Source organism: Rhizomonospora bruguierae (genome assembly GCF_018397995.1).
Taxonomy (GTDB): domain Bacteria; phylum Actinomycetota; class Actinomycetes; order Mycobacteriales; family Micromonosporaceae; genus Rhizomonospora; species Rhizomonospora bruguierae.
The window spans coordinates 1-15,745 of sequence record NZ_BBQH01000100.1; the positions used below are offsets into that span (position 1 = coordinate 1).

The 15,745-nt window shown below is 69.4% G+C and carries 15 protein-coding genes; 13 read left to right on the top strand and 2 right to left on the bottom strand.

Going from position 1 to position 15,745, the window contains the following annotated elements:
* Positions 1-500 precede the first annotated feature (500 nt).
* The 3 genes from KJS59_RS29480 (at position 501) to KJS59_RS29490 (ending at position 3,035) form a co-directional block, all read left to right on the top strand.
* A complete protein-coding gene (locus KJS59_RS29480; RefSeq protein ID WP_249715116.1) occupies positions 501-863 on the top strand; it encodes a hypothetical protein in 363 nt (120 codons plus the stop codon).
* Entirely contained in the window at positions 860-1,222 is a 363-nt protein-coding gene (locus KJS59_RS29485) for a hypothetical protein (protein WP_213457083.1), read from the top strand. Before KJS59_RS29480 ends, KJS59_RS29485 begins: the two co-directional genes overlap by 4 nt.
* A gap of 259 nt (positions 1,223-1,481) precedes the next feature.
* Positions 1,482-3,035, top strand: a complete 1,554-nt coding sequence (locus KJS59_RS29490) for a ParB/RepB/Spo0J family partition protein (RefSeq protein WP_249715118.1) — start codon at positions 1,482-1,484, stop codon at positions 3,033-3,035.
* Positions 3,036-3,316: 281 nt separating this feature from the next.
* Here KJS59_RS29490 and KJS59_RS29495 read toward each other — a convergent pair whose 3' ends face one another.
* Positions 3,317-4,363, bottom strand: coding sequence for a hypothetical protein (locus tag KJS59_RS29495; RefSeq protein WP_213457085.1), 1,047 nt, complete (start codon positions 4,361-4,363; stop codon positions 3,317-3,319).
* Between the two features lie 597 nt (positions 4,364-4,960).
* Between KJS59_RS29495 and KJS59_RS31610 the strand changes: the two genes are divergently transcribed.
* The 10 genes from KJS59_RS31610 (at position 4,961) to KJS59_RS29545 (ending at position 13,475) form a co-directional block, all read left to right on the top strand.
* On the top strand, positions 4,961-5,107 hold the full coding sequence (locus tag KJS59_RS31610; RefSeq protein WP_249715120.1) for a hypothetical protein: 147 nt from the start codon (positions 4,961-4,963) through the stop codon (positions 5,105-5,107).
* 428 nt (positions 5,108-5,535) lie between these two features.
* Positions 5,536-7,296, top strand: a complete 1,761-nt coding sequence (locus KJS59_RS29505; protein WP_213457086.1) for a DUF2637 domain-containing protein — start codon at positions 5,536-5,538, stop codon at positions 7,294-7,296.
* A gap of 143 nt (positions 7,297-7,439) precedes the next feature.
* Positions 7,440-8,144, top strand: coding sequence for a hypothetical protein (locus KJS59_RS29510; RefSeq protein WP_249715122.1), 705 nt, complete (start codon positions 7,440-7,442; stop codon positions 8,142-8,144).
* A 209-nt stretch (positions 8,145-8,353) separates the two neighbouring features.
* The gene (locus KJS59_RS29515; RefSeq protein WP_213457087.1) at positions 8,354-8,584 is read left to right on the top strand and encodes a MerR family transcriptional regulator; all 231 of its coding nucleotides are present in this window, start codon (positions 8,354-8,356) and stop codon (positions 8,582-8,584) included.
* 124 nt (positions 8,585-8,708) lie between these two features.
* Positions 8,709-9,209, top strand: coding sequence for a hypothetical protein (locus KJS59_RS29520; RefSeq protein WP_213457088.1), 501 nt, complete (start codon positions 8,709-8,711; stop codon positions 9,207-9,209).
* 3 nt (positions 9,210-9,212) lie between these two features.
* A complete protein-coding gene (locus tag KJS59_RS29525) occupies positions 9,213-9,815 on the top strand; it encodes a hypothetical protein (RefSeq protein WP_213457089.1) in 603 nt (200 codons plus the stop codon).
* A 295-nt stretch (positions 9,816-10,110) separates the two neighbouring features.
* Positions 10,111-11,091 (top strand): hypothetical protein, encoded by a 981-nt coding sequence (locus KJS59_RS29530; protein ID WP_213457091.1) that lies wholly within the window; start codon positions 10,111-10,113, stop codon positions 11,089-11,091.
* Positions 11,088-11,546 (top strand): DUF4913 domain-containing protein, encoded by a 459-nt coding sequence (locus KJS59_RS29535; RefSeq protein ID WP_213457093.1) that lies wholly within the window; start codon positions 11,088-11,090, stop codon positions 11,544-11,546. The genes KJS59_RS29530 and KJS59_RS29535 overlap by 4 nt, the downstream gene beginning before the upstream one ends.
* Before the next feature lie 134 nt (positions 11,547-11,680).
* Complete coding sequence (locus KJS59_RS29540; RefSeq protein WP_213457095.1) at positions 11,681-12,067, top strand: hypothetical protein; 387 nt, start codon at positions 11,681-11,683, stop codon at positions 12,065-12,067.
* Positions 12,068-12,209: 142 nt separating this feature from the next.
* Positions 12,210-13,475, top strand: coding sequence for a hypothetical protein (locus tag KJS59_RS29545; RefSeq protein ID WP_249715124.1), 1,266 nt, complete (start codon positions 12,210-12,212; stop codon positions 13,473-13,475).
* 321 nt (positions 13,476-13,796) lie between these two features.
* Here the strand turns inward: KJS59_RS29545 and KJS59_RS29550 are convergent.
* On the bottom strand, positions 13,797-15,745 hold a 1,949-nt coding region (locus tag KJS59_RS29550), incomplete at its 5' end, for a toprim domain-containing protein (RefSeq protein WP_213457097.1).

Genomic DNA, 15,745 nt, shown 5'->3' on the forward strand with positions numbered 1-15,745 from the left:
CTGCGGAGGAGCGCCGGTACGGCCGTTCGGTCGGAGCTGCCCCAATGGCGAGCGGTTGCCTACTGCATCGGTTGCGTCAGTGCCATTGGAGGCGTGTTTCTCCACGTCAAGCGCCGTATCGGGTGGTACCTCAAGCATTGATGCGGTATCATTATAAATGACTGGCTGATCTCCAGCCGGATGCCCGAGGGAAGGAAATGCATTGTCCGATCGGTTGAACGTTCTCGACGCTGACGCCGGCGTCAGCGGTGCCTCGTTGATGGCCGACCCCCCAGCCATCGATGACCGGACCGCCCCGGGAGCTTGATGCGGCATCATTAGAAGCAGTGAGCGGGAATGGCGACGACCACGGTCGCTTCCTGCGTAGCAGGAGCAAGCCACGGTCGTCCGGTCGCCCGGCCCTGTGGCGCTCCCGCCGGTGAACCACTTCGACGGGCTCGCTCAGCCCTGACCTCTTGACGTGTTCGGCCTTCGGGTGTCGCTACCACCCGGCTCACGTCGTGACCGACAACCGCCAGACAGAGGGAACCTCCGTGACTGCGCAAGGAAAGAAAACCACCACCCGCTTGACGCGGGGTGATCGGATCCTCATCACCGACGACGCGACCAAGGCATCGACCCGCACCCGCGGCGACTGGCACCCGAGCCGAGTCAGGACCGGCGCGACCGCTGCGACCGTCCTCGACAAGGAGGCCGTCTCCGGCCGGCGCACCCGCTACAACGTCGTCACCGACGCCGGCACGGTCCTGGACCTGTCCGGCGGACAGACCTTCCTGCTTGCCCCGCCAGCCCAATCGCTCGAGCCGACTGAGGCGGCGACGGACACCGTAACCAGGGACGAACGCCCCGGCGGTGCGCAGTGACCGGCCAGCAGCCGAGCGACGCCGGGAACCCGAACCTCGTGCCGGCCGAGAACGTGATGCCCACCCGGCAGTCCGTGACCTACATCATCCTGACCACACTGCGTCCAGACTCCGGGCTCCTCGTCGGAGGCGTGCGGGCGGTCGCCCAGGCGGAGATCACCCGGCGTCTGCACGGCCCTGGCAGCCGTGACGCCCTGGTCGCTGCGTACGTCCGCCTGGCCGATGCGCTGGTGTCGATCGAGGTCGAGACCACCGAGCTGCCTGCCGTCAACGGGCTCGCTCGGTACCGGGTACGTACGTGGCTGCACCAGCAACTGGTCGGTCAGTGCGAGCTGGAGACTCCGCTGCACCAGGAGTAACGGCGCAGGCCCGCGCGGCCTTACGTCGCGCGGGCCAGCACCGGGGCTCCAAGCCGCTACAACCTGAGCCCGGCGCACCGCCAGACGGTCCGCACGGCACAGCGTAGCGGCTGCGGCTACCCGCAGCGCCGCTCGTCGCCGTCCCCCACACCTTCACTCACCGCCGCCGACGCAGGGGCCATTTGTGCCCGCTGCCGTCGCGATCGCTGCTGCCTGCACATCCCTTGGAAGGACACTCACCGTGACGACTTCTGCTCCAATGACGGCCACGGCCACCGCAACCCGTGCGGTCGAAGACGAGCAGTTCGAGGAGAAGCTGCTTCGTGTCGACCCCGCGACCCTGGTCGTAGGCGCCAACGTGCGCTTGGATCCACGCCTGCGCAAGACCTACGTCGAGAACGTCCGCCAGCGCGGCGTTCTAGAGCCGGTTGTCGCCTACCAGGACGACGACGGCCGCCTCGTTGTGCTGCGCGGGCAACGGCGGACTCTCGCGGCCGTGCAAGCCCAGCGACCGTGGGTGCGGGTGATGGTCGTCCCGAAGCCGGATGAGGCCGATCGGCTGACCGACCAGGTGAACGAGAACGACCACCGGGAACCCCTCACCGTCGCCGAGCGCGTGACCGCGTACGACCAACTCGCTTTGTGCGGTGTCCCAGCGGGGGAGATCGCCAAGCGGATGTCCACGAGCCGGCCGGTGGTCGACAAAGCGCTCTCGGTGGCCCGCTGCAAGCTCGCTCGCGGGGCCACGCAACGGTGGGAGTTCCTCACCATCGACCAGGCTGCTGTGGTCGCGGAGTTCGAGGACGACGCGGAGGCGGTCAAGCGGCTCGTGGTCGCCGCTCAGCGCGGCGGCTTCGACCACGAGGCGCAGAAGCTGCGCGACGCCCGCGCCGAGGCAGCGGCGAAGGCCGAAGCTGCCGCTGCCCTCGCCGCCGCCGGGATCACCGTGGTTGACCAACCGGCGTGGAACGACGAGCAGATCAGGCGGCTGTCGGAGCTGAAGCACGGCGAGGAGCAACTCACCGAGGAAAACCACGCCTCCTGCCCCGGGCACGCCGCCTTTCTCGACGACGAATGGGTCTACCCGAACGAGGACAACGACGGGGACGATCCCTGGGGCGACGACACCTCGGCCGAGGCAGACGAGGACGCCGAGGAGCCGGAACCGGCTCGCCCGTACCGGGCCTGGGTGCCTGAGTACGTGTGCACCGACTTCGCCGCCCACGGACACACGCTGCGCAGGCGCGGGTACGACTCCGGCAGCGGACGCAAGACCGCCACGGAGATGACCGACGCCGAACGGGAAGAAGCTCGCGCCCAACGCCGTGACGTGATCCAGTCCAACAAGGCGTGGGACAGCGCCGAGACGGTCCGCCGGAATTGGCTGCGCACGTTCCTCGCCCGCAAGGCCGCGCCGAAGACGGCCGCCGGCTTCATCGCCGGGAGCCTCGCGCGTGCCGACCACGCCGTGACGTCGGCGCTGACCGGCGGCAACCGGCTGGCCCATGACCTGCTCGGGCTGCCGGACCAGGCTCCGGCGCTCGGCCGGCGAGCCCCGGCGATGGTTGAACTCGTCGGCAAGGCCAGCGACGAGCGTGCCCAGATGATCGCGCTGGGCCTGCTCCTGGCCGCCTACGAAGAGGCGACCAGCCGCAACTCGTGGCGCAGCGTCAGCGGCAGCACCACCCGGTATCTGCGCTACCTCGAAGCCAACGGGTACGAGCTGTCCACGGTCGAGCTTCGGGCCTGCGGTGAGTCACCACTGCCGGCCACCGACTCAAGCCCCGCCACCCTGGCTGCCCCGGAGGCGTAGCCAACGGTGCGGCTCTCCGGCCGCCGCCAGATCGCGGCGGCCGGAGGACCGGCGACTAGTGACGCGCCGATGGCGCGCGGTCGACCTGCCCGGGGTGACCATCACCGGCTCTTCCACACAGTCGGCATTGAGCAAGGAATCGGAAAGGGTGAGGTCGACGACGCCCCGCCCACATCACCGACCGCGCTGACCGCCCGGGAAGCACCCACTGTCATTGGCATCCGGCTTCGGATCGACATAGGGCCGGCTCGGCTACGAGTCAGCGGTATTCAAATCCGCGCTCAGGGCGCGGTCAGCCCGGCGACGGCGCGGCACAGGACCTCGGTGTCAGCGATGGCCTGACGGCAGAGCTGCTCGGTAGTCGTGAGGCGCTGGCCGATCCGCATTGTGCTGGCTGGCACCTTCGTCAGGTACTTTTCGTCGACCAGTCCGTCGTTGTGGGTGAACACATGCCGCGCCGCCCAGAACTCGATCAGTCGTTGCCACCTGGCTGGATCGACCACCGTTCGTAGGTCGGGATAGCCGGCATCGACGAACAGATCGGCGGTGTGGTCCAGCCGCTGGAAGATGTTGCCCTTTCCCCTGAGCCGCTGGTCGGCGTCCGGGACCGTGTCGCGGAACACCGCCGTGCCGAGTGCCTCCACCACTCCGACCAGGTTCTTCAGGGTGTCGACCCACAGCCGGGTGAAGACACCCTGCTCACGCAGCATGGCTGCGGTCTGCGCTGGCAGCTGCGCCACACCGTCGAGGCGCGCTGTCTCTGCAGCGAGCGCGTCCAGGGCGACCACCAAAGCTGGCAGATGTCCGCACACCGGGCAGAAACGGTGCTCGCCGAACACCGCGTAGCGCAGCGAGCAGCGCTCGCAGCTACGGATCCGGATCAGCTTTTCCTCGTCGATTCCCGGCAGCGGCTCGGGGTAGAACGGTTCGGTCCGGTAGCTGATCTCGATGCCGAACTCGGAGCGCCGCGACGACCTGAAACCGCTGAATGCCTGGTCGAGCGCCTGCCCGATGAGCTGTACCCCGAGGTCTCCGGCGGCGCGCAGTGCCCGGTCGAGCTGCTGCTGGGTCATGAACTCGCTGTGCTCGTCGTGGTGGCCGCAGTACACACACCACAGCACGACCTCATCGGGCAGCGCATCGTAGTCGTTCCCGTCGATCCGGAAAATCTGCCGGCAGCTTGGACACTGCCTGCCGAAGAAGCCGTCCTCATCGCTCGGGATGCTGACCTTCATCTCGAACGAGTCGCTGTCGCGACCGACGATCTCAGCGCCCGAGGCCATCCTGAACTCATCGCCGCCCCATGAACCGCCGGTCACGCTCCACATGGCTCCCGATCATGCACTGGGGGTACGACATTCCACGAGCGATTTCCGCCGGGTGCGGCCAGTCTGCGGCAGACGGCCGACCCGACATTGGCCACGCAGCAAGCCACCTTGGGTGCTGGAGCCGGGCCCTCGCCGGCGCCGCTTTGACCGCCGTCAGCCAGCGCCTGGCCAAGCTCCGCCAAGCCGGGCGCGGACGGGCGCCGGATCATCCAGGATGGGCAGGCTCAGTTTGATGGCGTGGCAGGCAGGACGGATTTGATGCGGTATCATTACAAGTCAGATCGGGTGGCATTTGCCAGAGCTCGACGCCAAGTCCTCGGGAGTTCTCATGACAACGCACGTCAGTTCCGCGCCCCATCTCGACGGGGCCGACCGCTCGAGCGGCGGCCACCTCCGTGGTTGGCCCGGTGACCCGCACGCTGCCCGCGAGATCGGTCACGTGTGGCTGCACCTGCCGACCGGCGCCGCCGGTCTGACCGGCATCCGTCCCCATCACGACAACGGCCCGGTCCCGGCTCGCGGGTTCAAGCTGCTGGAGGCGACCACGCCAGAACCGCTGCCGGCCGGAGACCCTCCGCCCAACGGACGACCGCAGACGTGGAAACCGCGCTGCGCGCGCTGGGCTGGCACGTCATCAGCCGCGCTGATGCCGCCAGCCGGCTTCGCGCCGCCGGGTATCGGCTCGGCATCAGCCGGGCCGCCGGGCACCTGCTCTACGACGACGAGGCCGACGACACCACCTGACGGGAGCACTGCTCCGGCTACTGCATCAAGGTGTTCGCTGCGCCGATCCACCCCTTACCCGGCGAGCCGCCGGCGCGCTGAACGCCGCATCGGCGGCGCGCCGTGCCGCGATCCGGCCGGTCAGGCCGGCCGGCGGGACGCCGGAAACCGAGCACCGTACACCAGTGGCGTTACCCGTAGCGCTGCCGATAACCCGTAGCTCCCACGATGAGCCGGATGATCACCACCGTTGGTGCCCGTCCGGCCCTTAAACGCAGCGGTCCCGACCGGTGGAGGCAACCCACCGGCCGGGACCTAGATCGGACAACGGAGGTCCGACCCATGACAGACCTTATGGCCCCGGCGCCGCCGTTCCTTCGGCCCCCGTTTCACTACGTGCCGCCAGGGTCGGTGCCGGCGCGCGGGGAACTGGAAGGCCCGGTGGCGCGATGAGCACCGACCTGACCAACCTGGCTAGGACCGATCGGCGGGTTGCCCGTGAGCTGGCGACCGCCGAGCGGGAGCTGCTGGCCAGCAAGCAGCGAATCGCCGACGAGGACGCGGCGGTGGAGCGACGCCTGCGCGAGAAGGAAGGGCGGCTGCGGCTGGATGACCAGCGCGATCGGCATAAGGCTGATCGCGCCGAGCGCCGCCGGAAGGAACGCGAGGACCAGCGTGAGGCGAGGCGGAAGCGGCGGCAGGCCCGCCGGCAGGACACGGCGGCCTGGTACGCGCGCCGCGTCGAGTACGTACGAGCCAATGCCGCCTCGGTCTACTCCGGCGTGATCTACGGCTTGGCTGTGGCGGGCGCCGTGTATGGGCAGGTCGACGCAGCCAGGATCAACGGTCTGCCCACGCCGATCGGCGTCGTGGCGGCGGTCGCGATCGAGGGCACGGGCCTGGCGATGGCCCTGACCGCGCAGCAACAGCGCCTCGCCGGGGAGCGGGCGCTCGCGGCGCGGGCGCTGATCTGGGTCTGCACGGCGGCGGCGGTAGCGGTCAACGCCATCGGCCACCACACCGACCCGGTCAAGGCGGTCGGCCTGTCGTTCCTCTCGGCCCTCGGCATCATCGTGTACGAGGTCCGCAGCGGGGCCAAGCACAGGCCGACGCTGCGCGACCGGGGCATGCTGCCGCCACCGCCGGAGCGGTTCGGATGGCGGCGGTGGCTGGTGGCCCCCAGCTCGACCTTCACGGCTTGGCGGTTGGACGTGCTCGACCGGCTGAGCCCCGGCGCGGCGGCCCTGGTCGCTCGTGCCGAGGCTGCTCGGCGTGAGCGCCGCCGGCTTGCCGCCATCGAGCGGGACCGCGAGCTGCAGGAGGCGCTCGCGGCTGACGTCAGGAAGCAGGCGCGTACCGCCGCCCGTAACGCTGCCCGTGCCGGGGAGACCGGCAAGGCGCTCACGATGCTGCTGCACCTCGCCCAGACCGGCACCTCGGTACCGTCACTGGCGCTGCCGGGGCCGGCGCGCAAGGAGATGGAAGCGGCGCAGGAGGATGCCCGCCTGGCCCGCGCGGCGCTGGCGGAAGCGGAAGCACGGCTAAACGCAGAAGCGACGCGTCGCGCTCAGGCGGAAGCGGAAACCCGGGTGGCCCGGCAGACGGTGGAAGCGGAAGCAGCGCGGCGAGCGGAAGCAAACGAGGAGGCGGAACGGGCAAAGCAGCGAGCCGAGCACGAAGCGGCCCTGCGTGCGGCGGCCGAGGAGGCAGCAGCGACTGCCCGAGCGGAAGCAGAGCAGGCGGCCCGGAGTCAGGGTCGGGCGGAAGCGGAGGCACAGGAATGGCGCCGACGCGGCGACTTGGCGGAAGCGGAGGTCGCCAACCTCCGGCGCGCGGGCACGGAGCAGGCGCGGCTCCGCAAAGACCTGGAGGTCCAGGTGGCAACCGCCGAGCGTGCTCTCGCTGACGAACAGCAGCGCCGCGAGGCCACGGAGGATCAGCTCCGCCTGATCATGGAGCGGATGTCACCGCGCCGTCGCCGAACGGCGTCGAACGCGCCAGCGGGCGAGCCATTGATGTTCGACGGGCGACCGGTGCCGCAGGTCGACCGGGTCAGCCCGGCCACCGTCCTGGCGGTGCTCGAAGCACACCGGGATAACCCGGACGCGAAACAGCAGGAACTGGCAACGCTGGCGGGCGTTTCAGACCGGACGATCCGGAGCGTGCTCTCCGTGGCGTCGCGGCGGGAACTCGCCACCGCCGGCACCTGACCGGCACGCCCTACCCAACTCGGTCGCGCCTCCCGGTACCCCACGAACCGGGAGGCGCGACCGTAGGCGCACCCAGGGGGCCTGACTCCGCCCCGGCAACGGCGCGCTCCGTGCCCACGCCCCAGACCCGTCGAGGACGGTTCATGATGAGGATTGACGTGCTGCTTCCGGAAACGGCGGAAGCACCCGGCGACACTGCTGCCGGTACAGTGACCCTCACCCGCGGCCGGGGCCGCCCGGCTGCGGCGAGCGGAAGCGGAAACGGCGGCCTGACGGGCAACGCTGGGGTGCGTCGGGACGTGAACCCAGGGGGACGCGTGGAACTACGGGTGATCAACGGCCGCCCCTGCACGAACCGCCGCGGAGCCGCCGAATACCTCAACCGGAGCCTGCACACCATCAACCTGGTCGCCTCACCCAAACAGCGCCCCACCACAGGCTGGCGAGAACCGGTCGATGTACAGGACGGCCAAGAGTGGTACGCGCTCGACGATCTCGACGCGTTCAACCTCGCGTACTTCCAAGCCAAGCGGACCGCTCGCATGGCCCGGGTGCACCAAGTCAGCCTGGAGGGCGACCCGAACGAGCTGATCACCGCGAAGGAGTTCCGGACGATCATCAGGGTCAGCGCTGGCGCCTGGTCGAAGTACGTGGAGAAAAGCGTCCCGGCCTGGGAGGAGGACCGTGACGGCTACCTGATCAAGCCCGACCTGGAGGAGCCCGGCCGTCGAGGGGTCATCCGCTCCTGGAAGCGTCACCGGGTCGAAGTTTGGATCAACAAGCGCACTGGTTCGGCGTCGAGCACCGGCCGGCCGAAGCAAGAAGCGCAACCGGGCGCCGAAGGTTGAATCGGCGTTACCCGTAGCGCCCCGGCACGCAGCCGGCCTAGTCCGCGGTCCGCAGTCCGGGAATGGGTACCGGGTTCCCAGCTGCTGAACGCTATGCCCAGTGCAGGGCACCGTAAGGGGTAGCCCCGGTGTCACCCCGCCATCGGCATCGTCGCTGTTGTCGCAGGCCCCCATGGGTCAGCACGAGGCAGCAGCGGGAGGACTGACCGATGACGACCAGTACCGCGACCACACCGCAGCCCCAGGTCTGGACGGAGCAGGCGGTGCGCGCCCTCGGCATGACTACCGACATCGAGACCGCCGGGGAGATCCTCGGCATCGGCCGAACGAAGGCCTACGAGCTGGCCAAGACCGACGAGTTCCCGGTGAAGATCCTCCGCATCGGGCGCCGCTACCTCGTCAGCGTCCCGGCTCTGCTCAAGCTCCTCGACGTCGACTAGCCACGACCCGGATCACTCGATCACGACCTGATTGACACCCGCGGCGCCCTCGTGGGCGCCGCGCGTACGCCGCTCGCGAGCTGACCGACCAGGCAGCCCAGTTGGTCGCCAATTGGGACTGGCCTTGGCAGGCGCGGAGTGTCGGTACGATCACGCTGCACCGAACACGTGTTCGGACGGGCTGAAGGAAGGCGTGATAGACATTAGCGATCGGCCTGAGCATGAGGATCCCGCTGACGAGCACCCGGACAACGAACCCGTTGAAGGTCAAGCGGCGGACCAGGCTGACAACGACGAAGAGTACGACGACCTGATCATCTCCTCGGAGGCGCTCGCCCGGTTTAGGGCTGCCGTCAACCGGGCGCTCCAGCCGCAAGTTAACGCGTTGGCCCGGCAGATACGGGTGCAACTGCCGCCGATGGCGATTCCGCGGACAGCCCTGCCCAACTTCGACGAGCACATCGCTCGGGTCGTAAAGGCCGCGATGCCGAACGTGAAATCGCTGATGGCGCAGCTGTCGTTCGAGCTTCCGACCCTCCGTGGCCTGCGCGAGCATATGCAACTGCTGGCCGAGAAGCTCCCGCCCAACTGGCGTGGCACCGGTATCAGCACCAGGGTTGCGTAGCCGGTGTTGCAGGAGGAAGGCATTCCGCTGGTGTGGGTTCCGCGCGCGGAGATCCTGACGGAGCTGCTCGACGCACCGGACCGCGATGCCCGCCTCAAGATTCTCGTGGCGCGCGACACTGCGGTGGCAGATGACTGCCGGGCTGTCCTGGCCGAGGTGACGCATCCAGAGCTGGCTGAGCAGGTGCCGCTCGGCATGAAGGCAATCGACGCGTTCGCTGCAAGGCATTACGAGGCGGCGCAAGCTTTGGCCGTCGTGGTCGTCGAGACGGTCGTGACTCGGCTGGTCGAACCGAAGGAGCAACTGCCGGGCGAGCGAAAGAGCAAGTACCAGCGAATCGCCGCAGCGTTGAAGGTTGACGACGTGAAGGATCTGACGGTCGGCAACATGCGGTTCCGCGCTGCCATGGCACCGATCGGTCCCTTCTTTGTCCCGTGGTATGCCGACAGCGGCATGCCGGCCCCGAAGGAGCTGAGCCGGCATGTCACCGTCCACCAGGACCACGTTGCGCACTACACGCCGGGCAACGCCGCCGTCGCGGTCATGATGGTCGCGTCGGTGCTGCGGGCTATTCAGGAGCAACTGGAGTCTGAGGATCCCTCATAAGGGCAAGGCTGAGGTCCTGGCCCGTTGACTCCAGTGGTTAGGAGCGCAAAGCCGCACCGACACCAGAGCCAACGGCTACGCCGTCAGTCATCTCGCCCCGCCAGGTTGTGACCAACCGCTCCGATTCGGCGGGGGGCAGATTGGGAGCGACCTGCCCCCGCCGCTCTCCTCCGGCCGCTCCGCAGCGCTGGCAACCGACCAGCCGCTACCCGTAGCGGCACCGCGGGCTCAGACATCCGCCCGTAGCCGCTTTCGGTAGCGCCGCCGGAAACCCACGCCGCGCACCATCGCCGGCATGGAACCCGAGCATCACGACCCCTGGAGCGAGGGCAACCAGCGCGCGATGGAACGGCTCATGGCCCTCGGCGTACTCGTCGAGGCCGGGTCGCGGCTGGCCGCAGAGAACGCCCGCGCCAAAGCCAACCGAGCCGAACAGGAACTGCGCGACCAGGCCCGCCGGGAGCAGGACGAGCAGAATGCGCAACGAAAAGCGGAGCGGCTCGCCGCAGCGGACGCGTCCCGACGACAACGAGAATGGTCCCGCCTCGCCGGGGACGATGAGAGGCTCCGCGACTACCTCGCGGACCTGCCCTTCGTGGAGGTGGCACGGCATTGGGGACAGGCGGCCCAGAATGCGAACACCAACCCCACCGCCGCCACTGTGCTGACCGCCGCTGAAGACGAACTCCGCCGTCGCGCCCCGAGTTTGATCGACTTCTACCACCTGAGACGCGATGCCGGGCTATCACGCCAGGAAGCGATGGCGGACGCAGCCCGGTACGTCTGGTCCGGATCGGGCCCCGCCCGGCCACATGACGGCCGACCCCCCACCGCCGGCACGCTCACGCAAATCGGCGAAGAACTCGACCACGAGGTCACCCGACTCGCCGGCACCTTGGACCAGGTCGGCCGGGCCCGACTGCTGCACAACCTCGAAGACAGCGGCTGGTCCGCGCAATCACTCGCCCACATCGAGACCCTCCTCGACCGGGCCGAGGCCGAGCAGCGCACCGCAGCCACCACCGCTGCCACACCTGACAACCCCGCCACGGCGATCAATGAACACCAGGCGGCTCGCACCGCCGCCGCAGCAGCAACCGGCCGTGCCGGTGACCTCGCCGCTGACGCCAGCGCGCACGCCGCAACCGCACCGTCGGCGGCAAGACTGGCGGCCGAGTCATTCGCACTGCCTGCGCGGCGGGCACTTACCGCCCATCCGACCGCCATGCCAATCCGCACCCCGACAGCACACCCCGCCCAGAGGAGGACTCGGTGACCAGCCGCCGTGACGAGGACCTGGGCGGAATGGTCGCCGCCCTGCAGAACCAGGTCGCTGAACTCACCCAGCGGCTCGATGACCAAACGCCCAGTGCCACCGACGCGCCGGCCGCCTTGAGGTTCCCGACCGTCGAAGCCTGGGTCACCGGTTTGTTCCTACCGATGTTCGGGTGGCGCGTCGACGGGCAACGGTGGCACTGGTGCCCGCAGTGGTGGCGCCACGCCGAGGCGATCTGGCGGCTCGAACTGCTCTGGCGCTCCTGGGAAGTCAGCCGTCTCGCGGCGACCGGCATGTCGGCCTGGTCGGTCGAGGTCGACCGGCACATCCACGAACTGCTCGGCGACGACGGCCCCTTCCGGCAGTGCCGAGCCGCCGATGACGACCGTGCCGCCCGCCACACCGAACTCCAGCCGGCGACAGCTGCGGCCGCCCCTGACGGCTGGTGGGAGTGACGGCCGTCGAGATGCGTACGCAGCCAGGCTCTCGCGGTGACCACCCAGCGGCAGCCAACGGTGGGCTTCGCCGGTTATCCACAGGACATCGCTGTCCTGTGGACAGCCTTCCGCGCGATCGAAAGGATTCGGGGATGAACTACATCACGGCGTTGCAGCAGGCCGTCGCTCGCCTGAAGGAGTGGGGGGTCGTCGACGACACCGAGGCGCAGGCCAACCTTCGGCTGGCGTGTCTGGCCTTCGACTCTCCGGATGTGCCATCCCAGGAGTGGGCGCTGCTCGGGTTCGAGCTGCTCGCCACGCTCACCGAGCTGTACCCCGATCCGGCGCCGATCGCCGTCCTCGCTACGCAGTCCTCGATCGCATCCACTCCGACGCAGCGGGCCCTGATCCGCCTCGTGTCGGTACTCGCGGACGGCTACGACCAAGCGAGTAGGCAGCCGCAGGTGCCGGCCCAACGCCGCTTCGCCTACGCCGCGACAGCCGAGCGGTTGAACGCCGCGATGCGAGGTCTGGTGTGACGTACGGACACTGGCTATCGCGAGCGCACGACGAGCTGACCCTGCGCAAGCACGCCTACCGGCCGATCCGGCGGTCACTCTCGATGACGTTGGAGCGACCGTCGTGGCTCGGCACAGGGTCTATGCCCGGCTGGTCAAACTCGTGGAGCTGGTCGTCGGCGATCAACCGGCTCGTGCCGACATCGACCCAGCCACCGTCGATGTCGCCTTGCGGATGCAGGCAGGGGATCAAACGACACGCCTCTACCTGGGACTCACCGCTGCGGCTCGCGTCGACCGGCGGGCTGCCCCTTCCACGGCCCCGATCTGCCGGGTAGGGCGCCATCTGGAGTCGGCGGCGGAGGCGATCGCGGTGGCTGGGGAGATCCTGACCGGCCACGCGCCGCCAGCCCGGGAGCCGCTGACTCCAGAGGGAGTGGCGATTCGTGCGGGTGCCGGCCGGAAAGCCGGCTTGGCCGACATCGCCGCGCTGACCAAGGACATGCTGACCATCGACGCCGGGCTACCTGAGTGGCTGTCGAGCAGCCATCGACTCGCGTATGGGGCCTTCGAGACGGTAGCGGACGAGGCCCGCTGGACCAGCAGCGGCTACCTGACCGAGGTCGTGCACCAGGTGATGTCGGACGCGGGCGACGCTCCATCGCTGCTGCACCTGCTGGAACCGCTGCCGGTCCCAACAAGTCGCCGGGCGATCAGAGACGGCACGACGGCGCGGAGTTCGTTGGTCGCGGCGCGGGACTGGATGCACCGCAACCCCGGCGAGGTGCGCGCCAGTCATCTGGCCGAAGCCACCCAAGCGGCCCTCGCGGTCAGCGCACTCGCTTCACCTGGCGCTGTTGGCGCGGATTGGCGTTCCTGGAGCGCAGCGGCTCATGCTGCCGGTCAGCTGCATGGCACGCCACCACACGGCCCGGCAGCTCAGATGGCCCGTGAGCTTGACCTGGTCAAAGGATGGGTCCGTCCAGGGCCGCCGCGACCAGGCCACCTCACCGGCCGGGGCTCCCGACTCGAAGCGATCGACAAGCTCGCCGGGGTGCTGCCGTCACTGGCGGAAGTTCTGCGCGCGGCAACCCAGAAGGCCGCTCGAAACGGTCACTTCTTCGTCCTTGGCCGGCGGGAACTCGAACGGGTGCCCAGGTCGTTGGTATATCACGCTGTCGCACGCTGGCGCGTTGCGCAGCCTGACGACGAGCAGGTCTACCGGTTGCGGTCAGCGCTCGCCGCCGTGGGCGCCTCCGCACTCGCATCGGCACCGTCGCAGCTGCCCCTCGCGGCACCGCGCCTGGCCAAGCTCGCCTTCACGGGGGCTGCCAACGCCGAGCCGAGCCAGTATGCGGGAGGCGCAATGGACCGGGCGGTACAGCAGCCCCTGCCACGTCCGAACAGCCACGACCGTTCGCGCCGGTGATTCAACGCCGCCGCGCCCGTTCGCGCGGCGACACCCGCTCGCCTCAGCAGCCGTGCGGACGATGCTGTCGGCCAAGACCAGGAGCCGAGTGCCCGTGAGAAAACCGGGTAGCCGGTCGTGGGCGTGGGCATCTCGACTGTTCTTCGTAAGTATCCGGATCAAGGGCCCACCGGGTGCGCAACCGGTGGATCGCCCAGTTCCTCTGGCTCGTCTCATCTGCGGGGCGCGGCTATGACGCCAGATGCACAGCTTCCATCGGTCCGCCGGCAACTGCCGGGGGGCCGATTGCGTTGCCGATCGGGCGCGCAGTGCCGCAGCCGCTCAGCGTCGCCGGCCGGCGGACCGCTGGCCAAGCCCTCGCACCGATCCAGCCTCGGGTGCCGTGACCGCCGCAGGATCGGTTCCTGCCTCCGCGAAGGAGGTCTTGGCCAGGGCAGCCGGGGATCCTGACGCCGTCACCGTCGGGTGGGCGGTGGTTCTGGTCGTGGTGATCCGAGCTGGTGGTGCGGATCGGGCGTGGATGAGTAGCACGGTCGCATCTCGGGCGTTGTGCTGCCCGACCGCGCGGGCGAGCCGGTCGGCGCTGGCCTGCGCGTCGCTCATGCCCGCCAGCTCTGCCGCGAGCTGACGCTCGGGGACCGCGCGGTGAAGGCCGTTGTTGCACAGCAGCAGCGGCCCCTCATCAAGAGGGCACACGCTGATATCGCCGGCGCGGATGCTGGACGTGAGCAGCACGTCGGCGATACCGCCAGGCGTTGCGGCTTCTCCCTGGGCGCGCCGCTGCCGGCCGGCGGTGTGATCGGCGGTGACCTGGGCAAGCTGGCCAGCGCGGATGGTGTAGGCGCGGCAGTCGCCGGCCCAGGCAAGTTCGAACCGTACGCCGTGACGGTGCGTCGGGGACGGATACGCCAAGACGACGAGCAGCGAGGCGTCGCCCGCCTGGCTGGGGTGAACCCCGCTGTAGAAGGCATTGATCGCGGCCCGCGCAGCGTGCAGCCCGGCCGCTGGCGTGGAGCGCAAGCTCACCGTCGCCGCGATGTCGGCCGCCATCTGCGCGGCGGTCGCGGCCTGGGCGTGGCGGCCGATGCCGTCGGCAAGTGCCCAGACGGTGATCCCGCTGCTCGGGTCGTGGCGTGTAACCGCGGCAGTGGCGCCGGTGCGGCGGCCTCCCGTGTGGTGAGCTGTGGCCGAGACGGTGATGCCCGTCTCGCCTGCGGCGTGAGGGCTGGAGGGCGCCGAGACTTCGGCCGGTGGGCTTGCCGCCGGTTCAGCGGCGGGGGCCGGGGCGGCTACGCCCGGAGGCGGGTCGGTTCCTCCGGGGGTGCCGGTGCGGGCACTCCATGCCTCGAACACACCACGCGCGACGTCGGCTGAGTCCAGGCCGAGCTGCTCGGCAGCGGCCTCAGCCATGTCGCGGGTGGCGTGTGGGGCGTCGACGAACAGCTCGGCGATAGCCCGGTAGGCGGTGATCCGATCTTCGACGAACCGGACCGGATCGGTGATCCGCTTGGTGGCGATCAGCCGGTCGATCGTGTTGGTCATCTGCACCTGGGCGAGGGGTTGGATGGCACCGATGATCTCGCTTATCGCCGAGATGGGGTCCATGGCGCCGAGCATGTCGGCGGGGTCCTGCCCCTTCGGCAGGCATACTCCGGAGACCTGGCCGGGCCATCGAGAGGCGACCGGGTATACCCGGTCTGCGGCTCGGCGTCCGGCCTCGTCGCCGTCGAAGGCCAGGATCAGGTGCGCGTCGGGTAGGGCTCGTTGGACCAGGTCGAGCTGTTCTCGTGTGAGGTTGGTGCCACACGGTGCGACCGCGTACAGCGGCTGTGTTTCGGGGATGGCGGCGTGCGCGGCGGCCATCCGGTGCATCGCGAGTACGTCGGCGGCGCCTTCGACGACGAACACGATCGGGTCGCCGACGCCGGCGGGCCGGTCCGCGAGTTGCTGGCCGAGTCCGTACAGCAGCAGGCGTTTCCGGTAGACGGGCGTCTCTGGTGTGTTCAGCCACTTCGCCTCGGCGCGTCCGCCCAGGTCGCGGGCGGTGAATCCGACGACGCGGTTGTGCACGTCGGTGACGGGGAACATGAGCCGGTCGCGGAAGCGGTCCAGCAGGCGTCCGCTCCTGCTGTGGATGAAGCCGAGACCGGCGGCGGTCACCTCTTCCTCGTTGAATCCCGCTGCCTGGAGGTGGGTGGCCAGCTCGGTCCACCGCCCCGGGGCGTAGCCCACTTGCCAGGAGCCGGTTGGGTCCGCTGCGGCGCTGATGC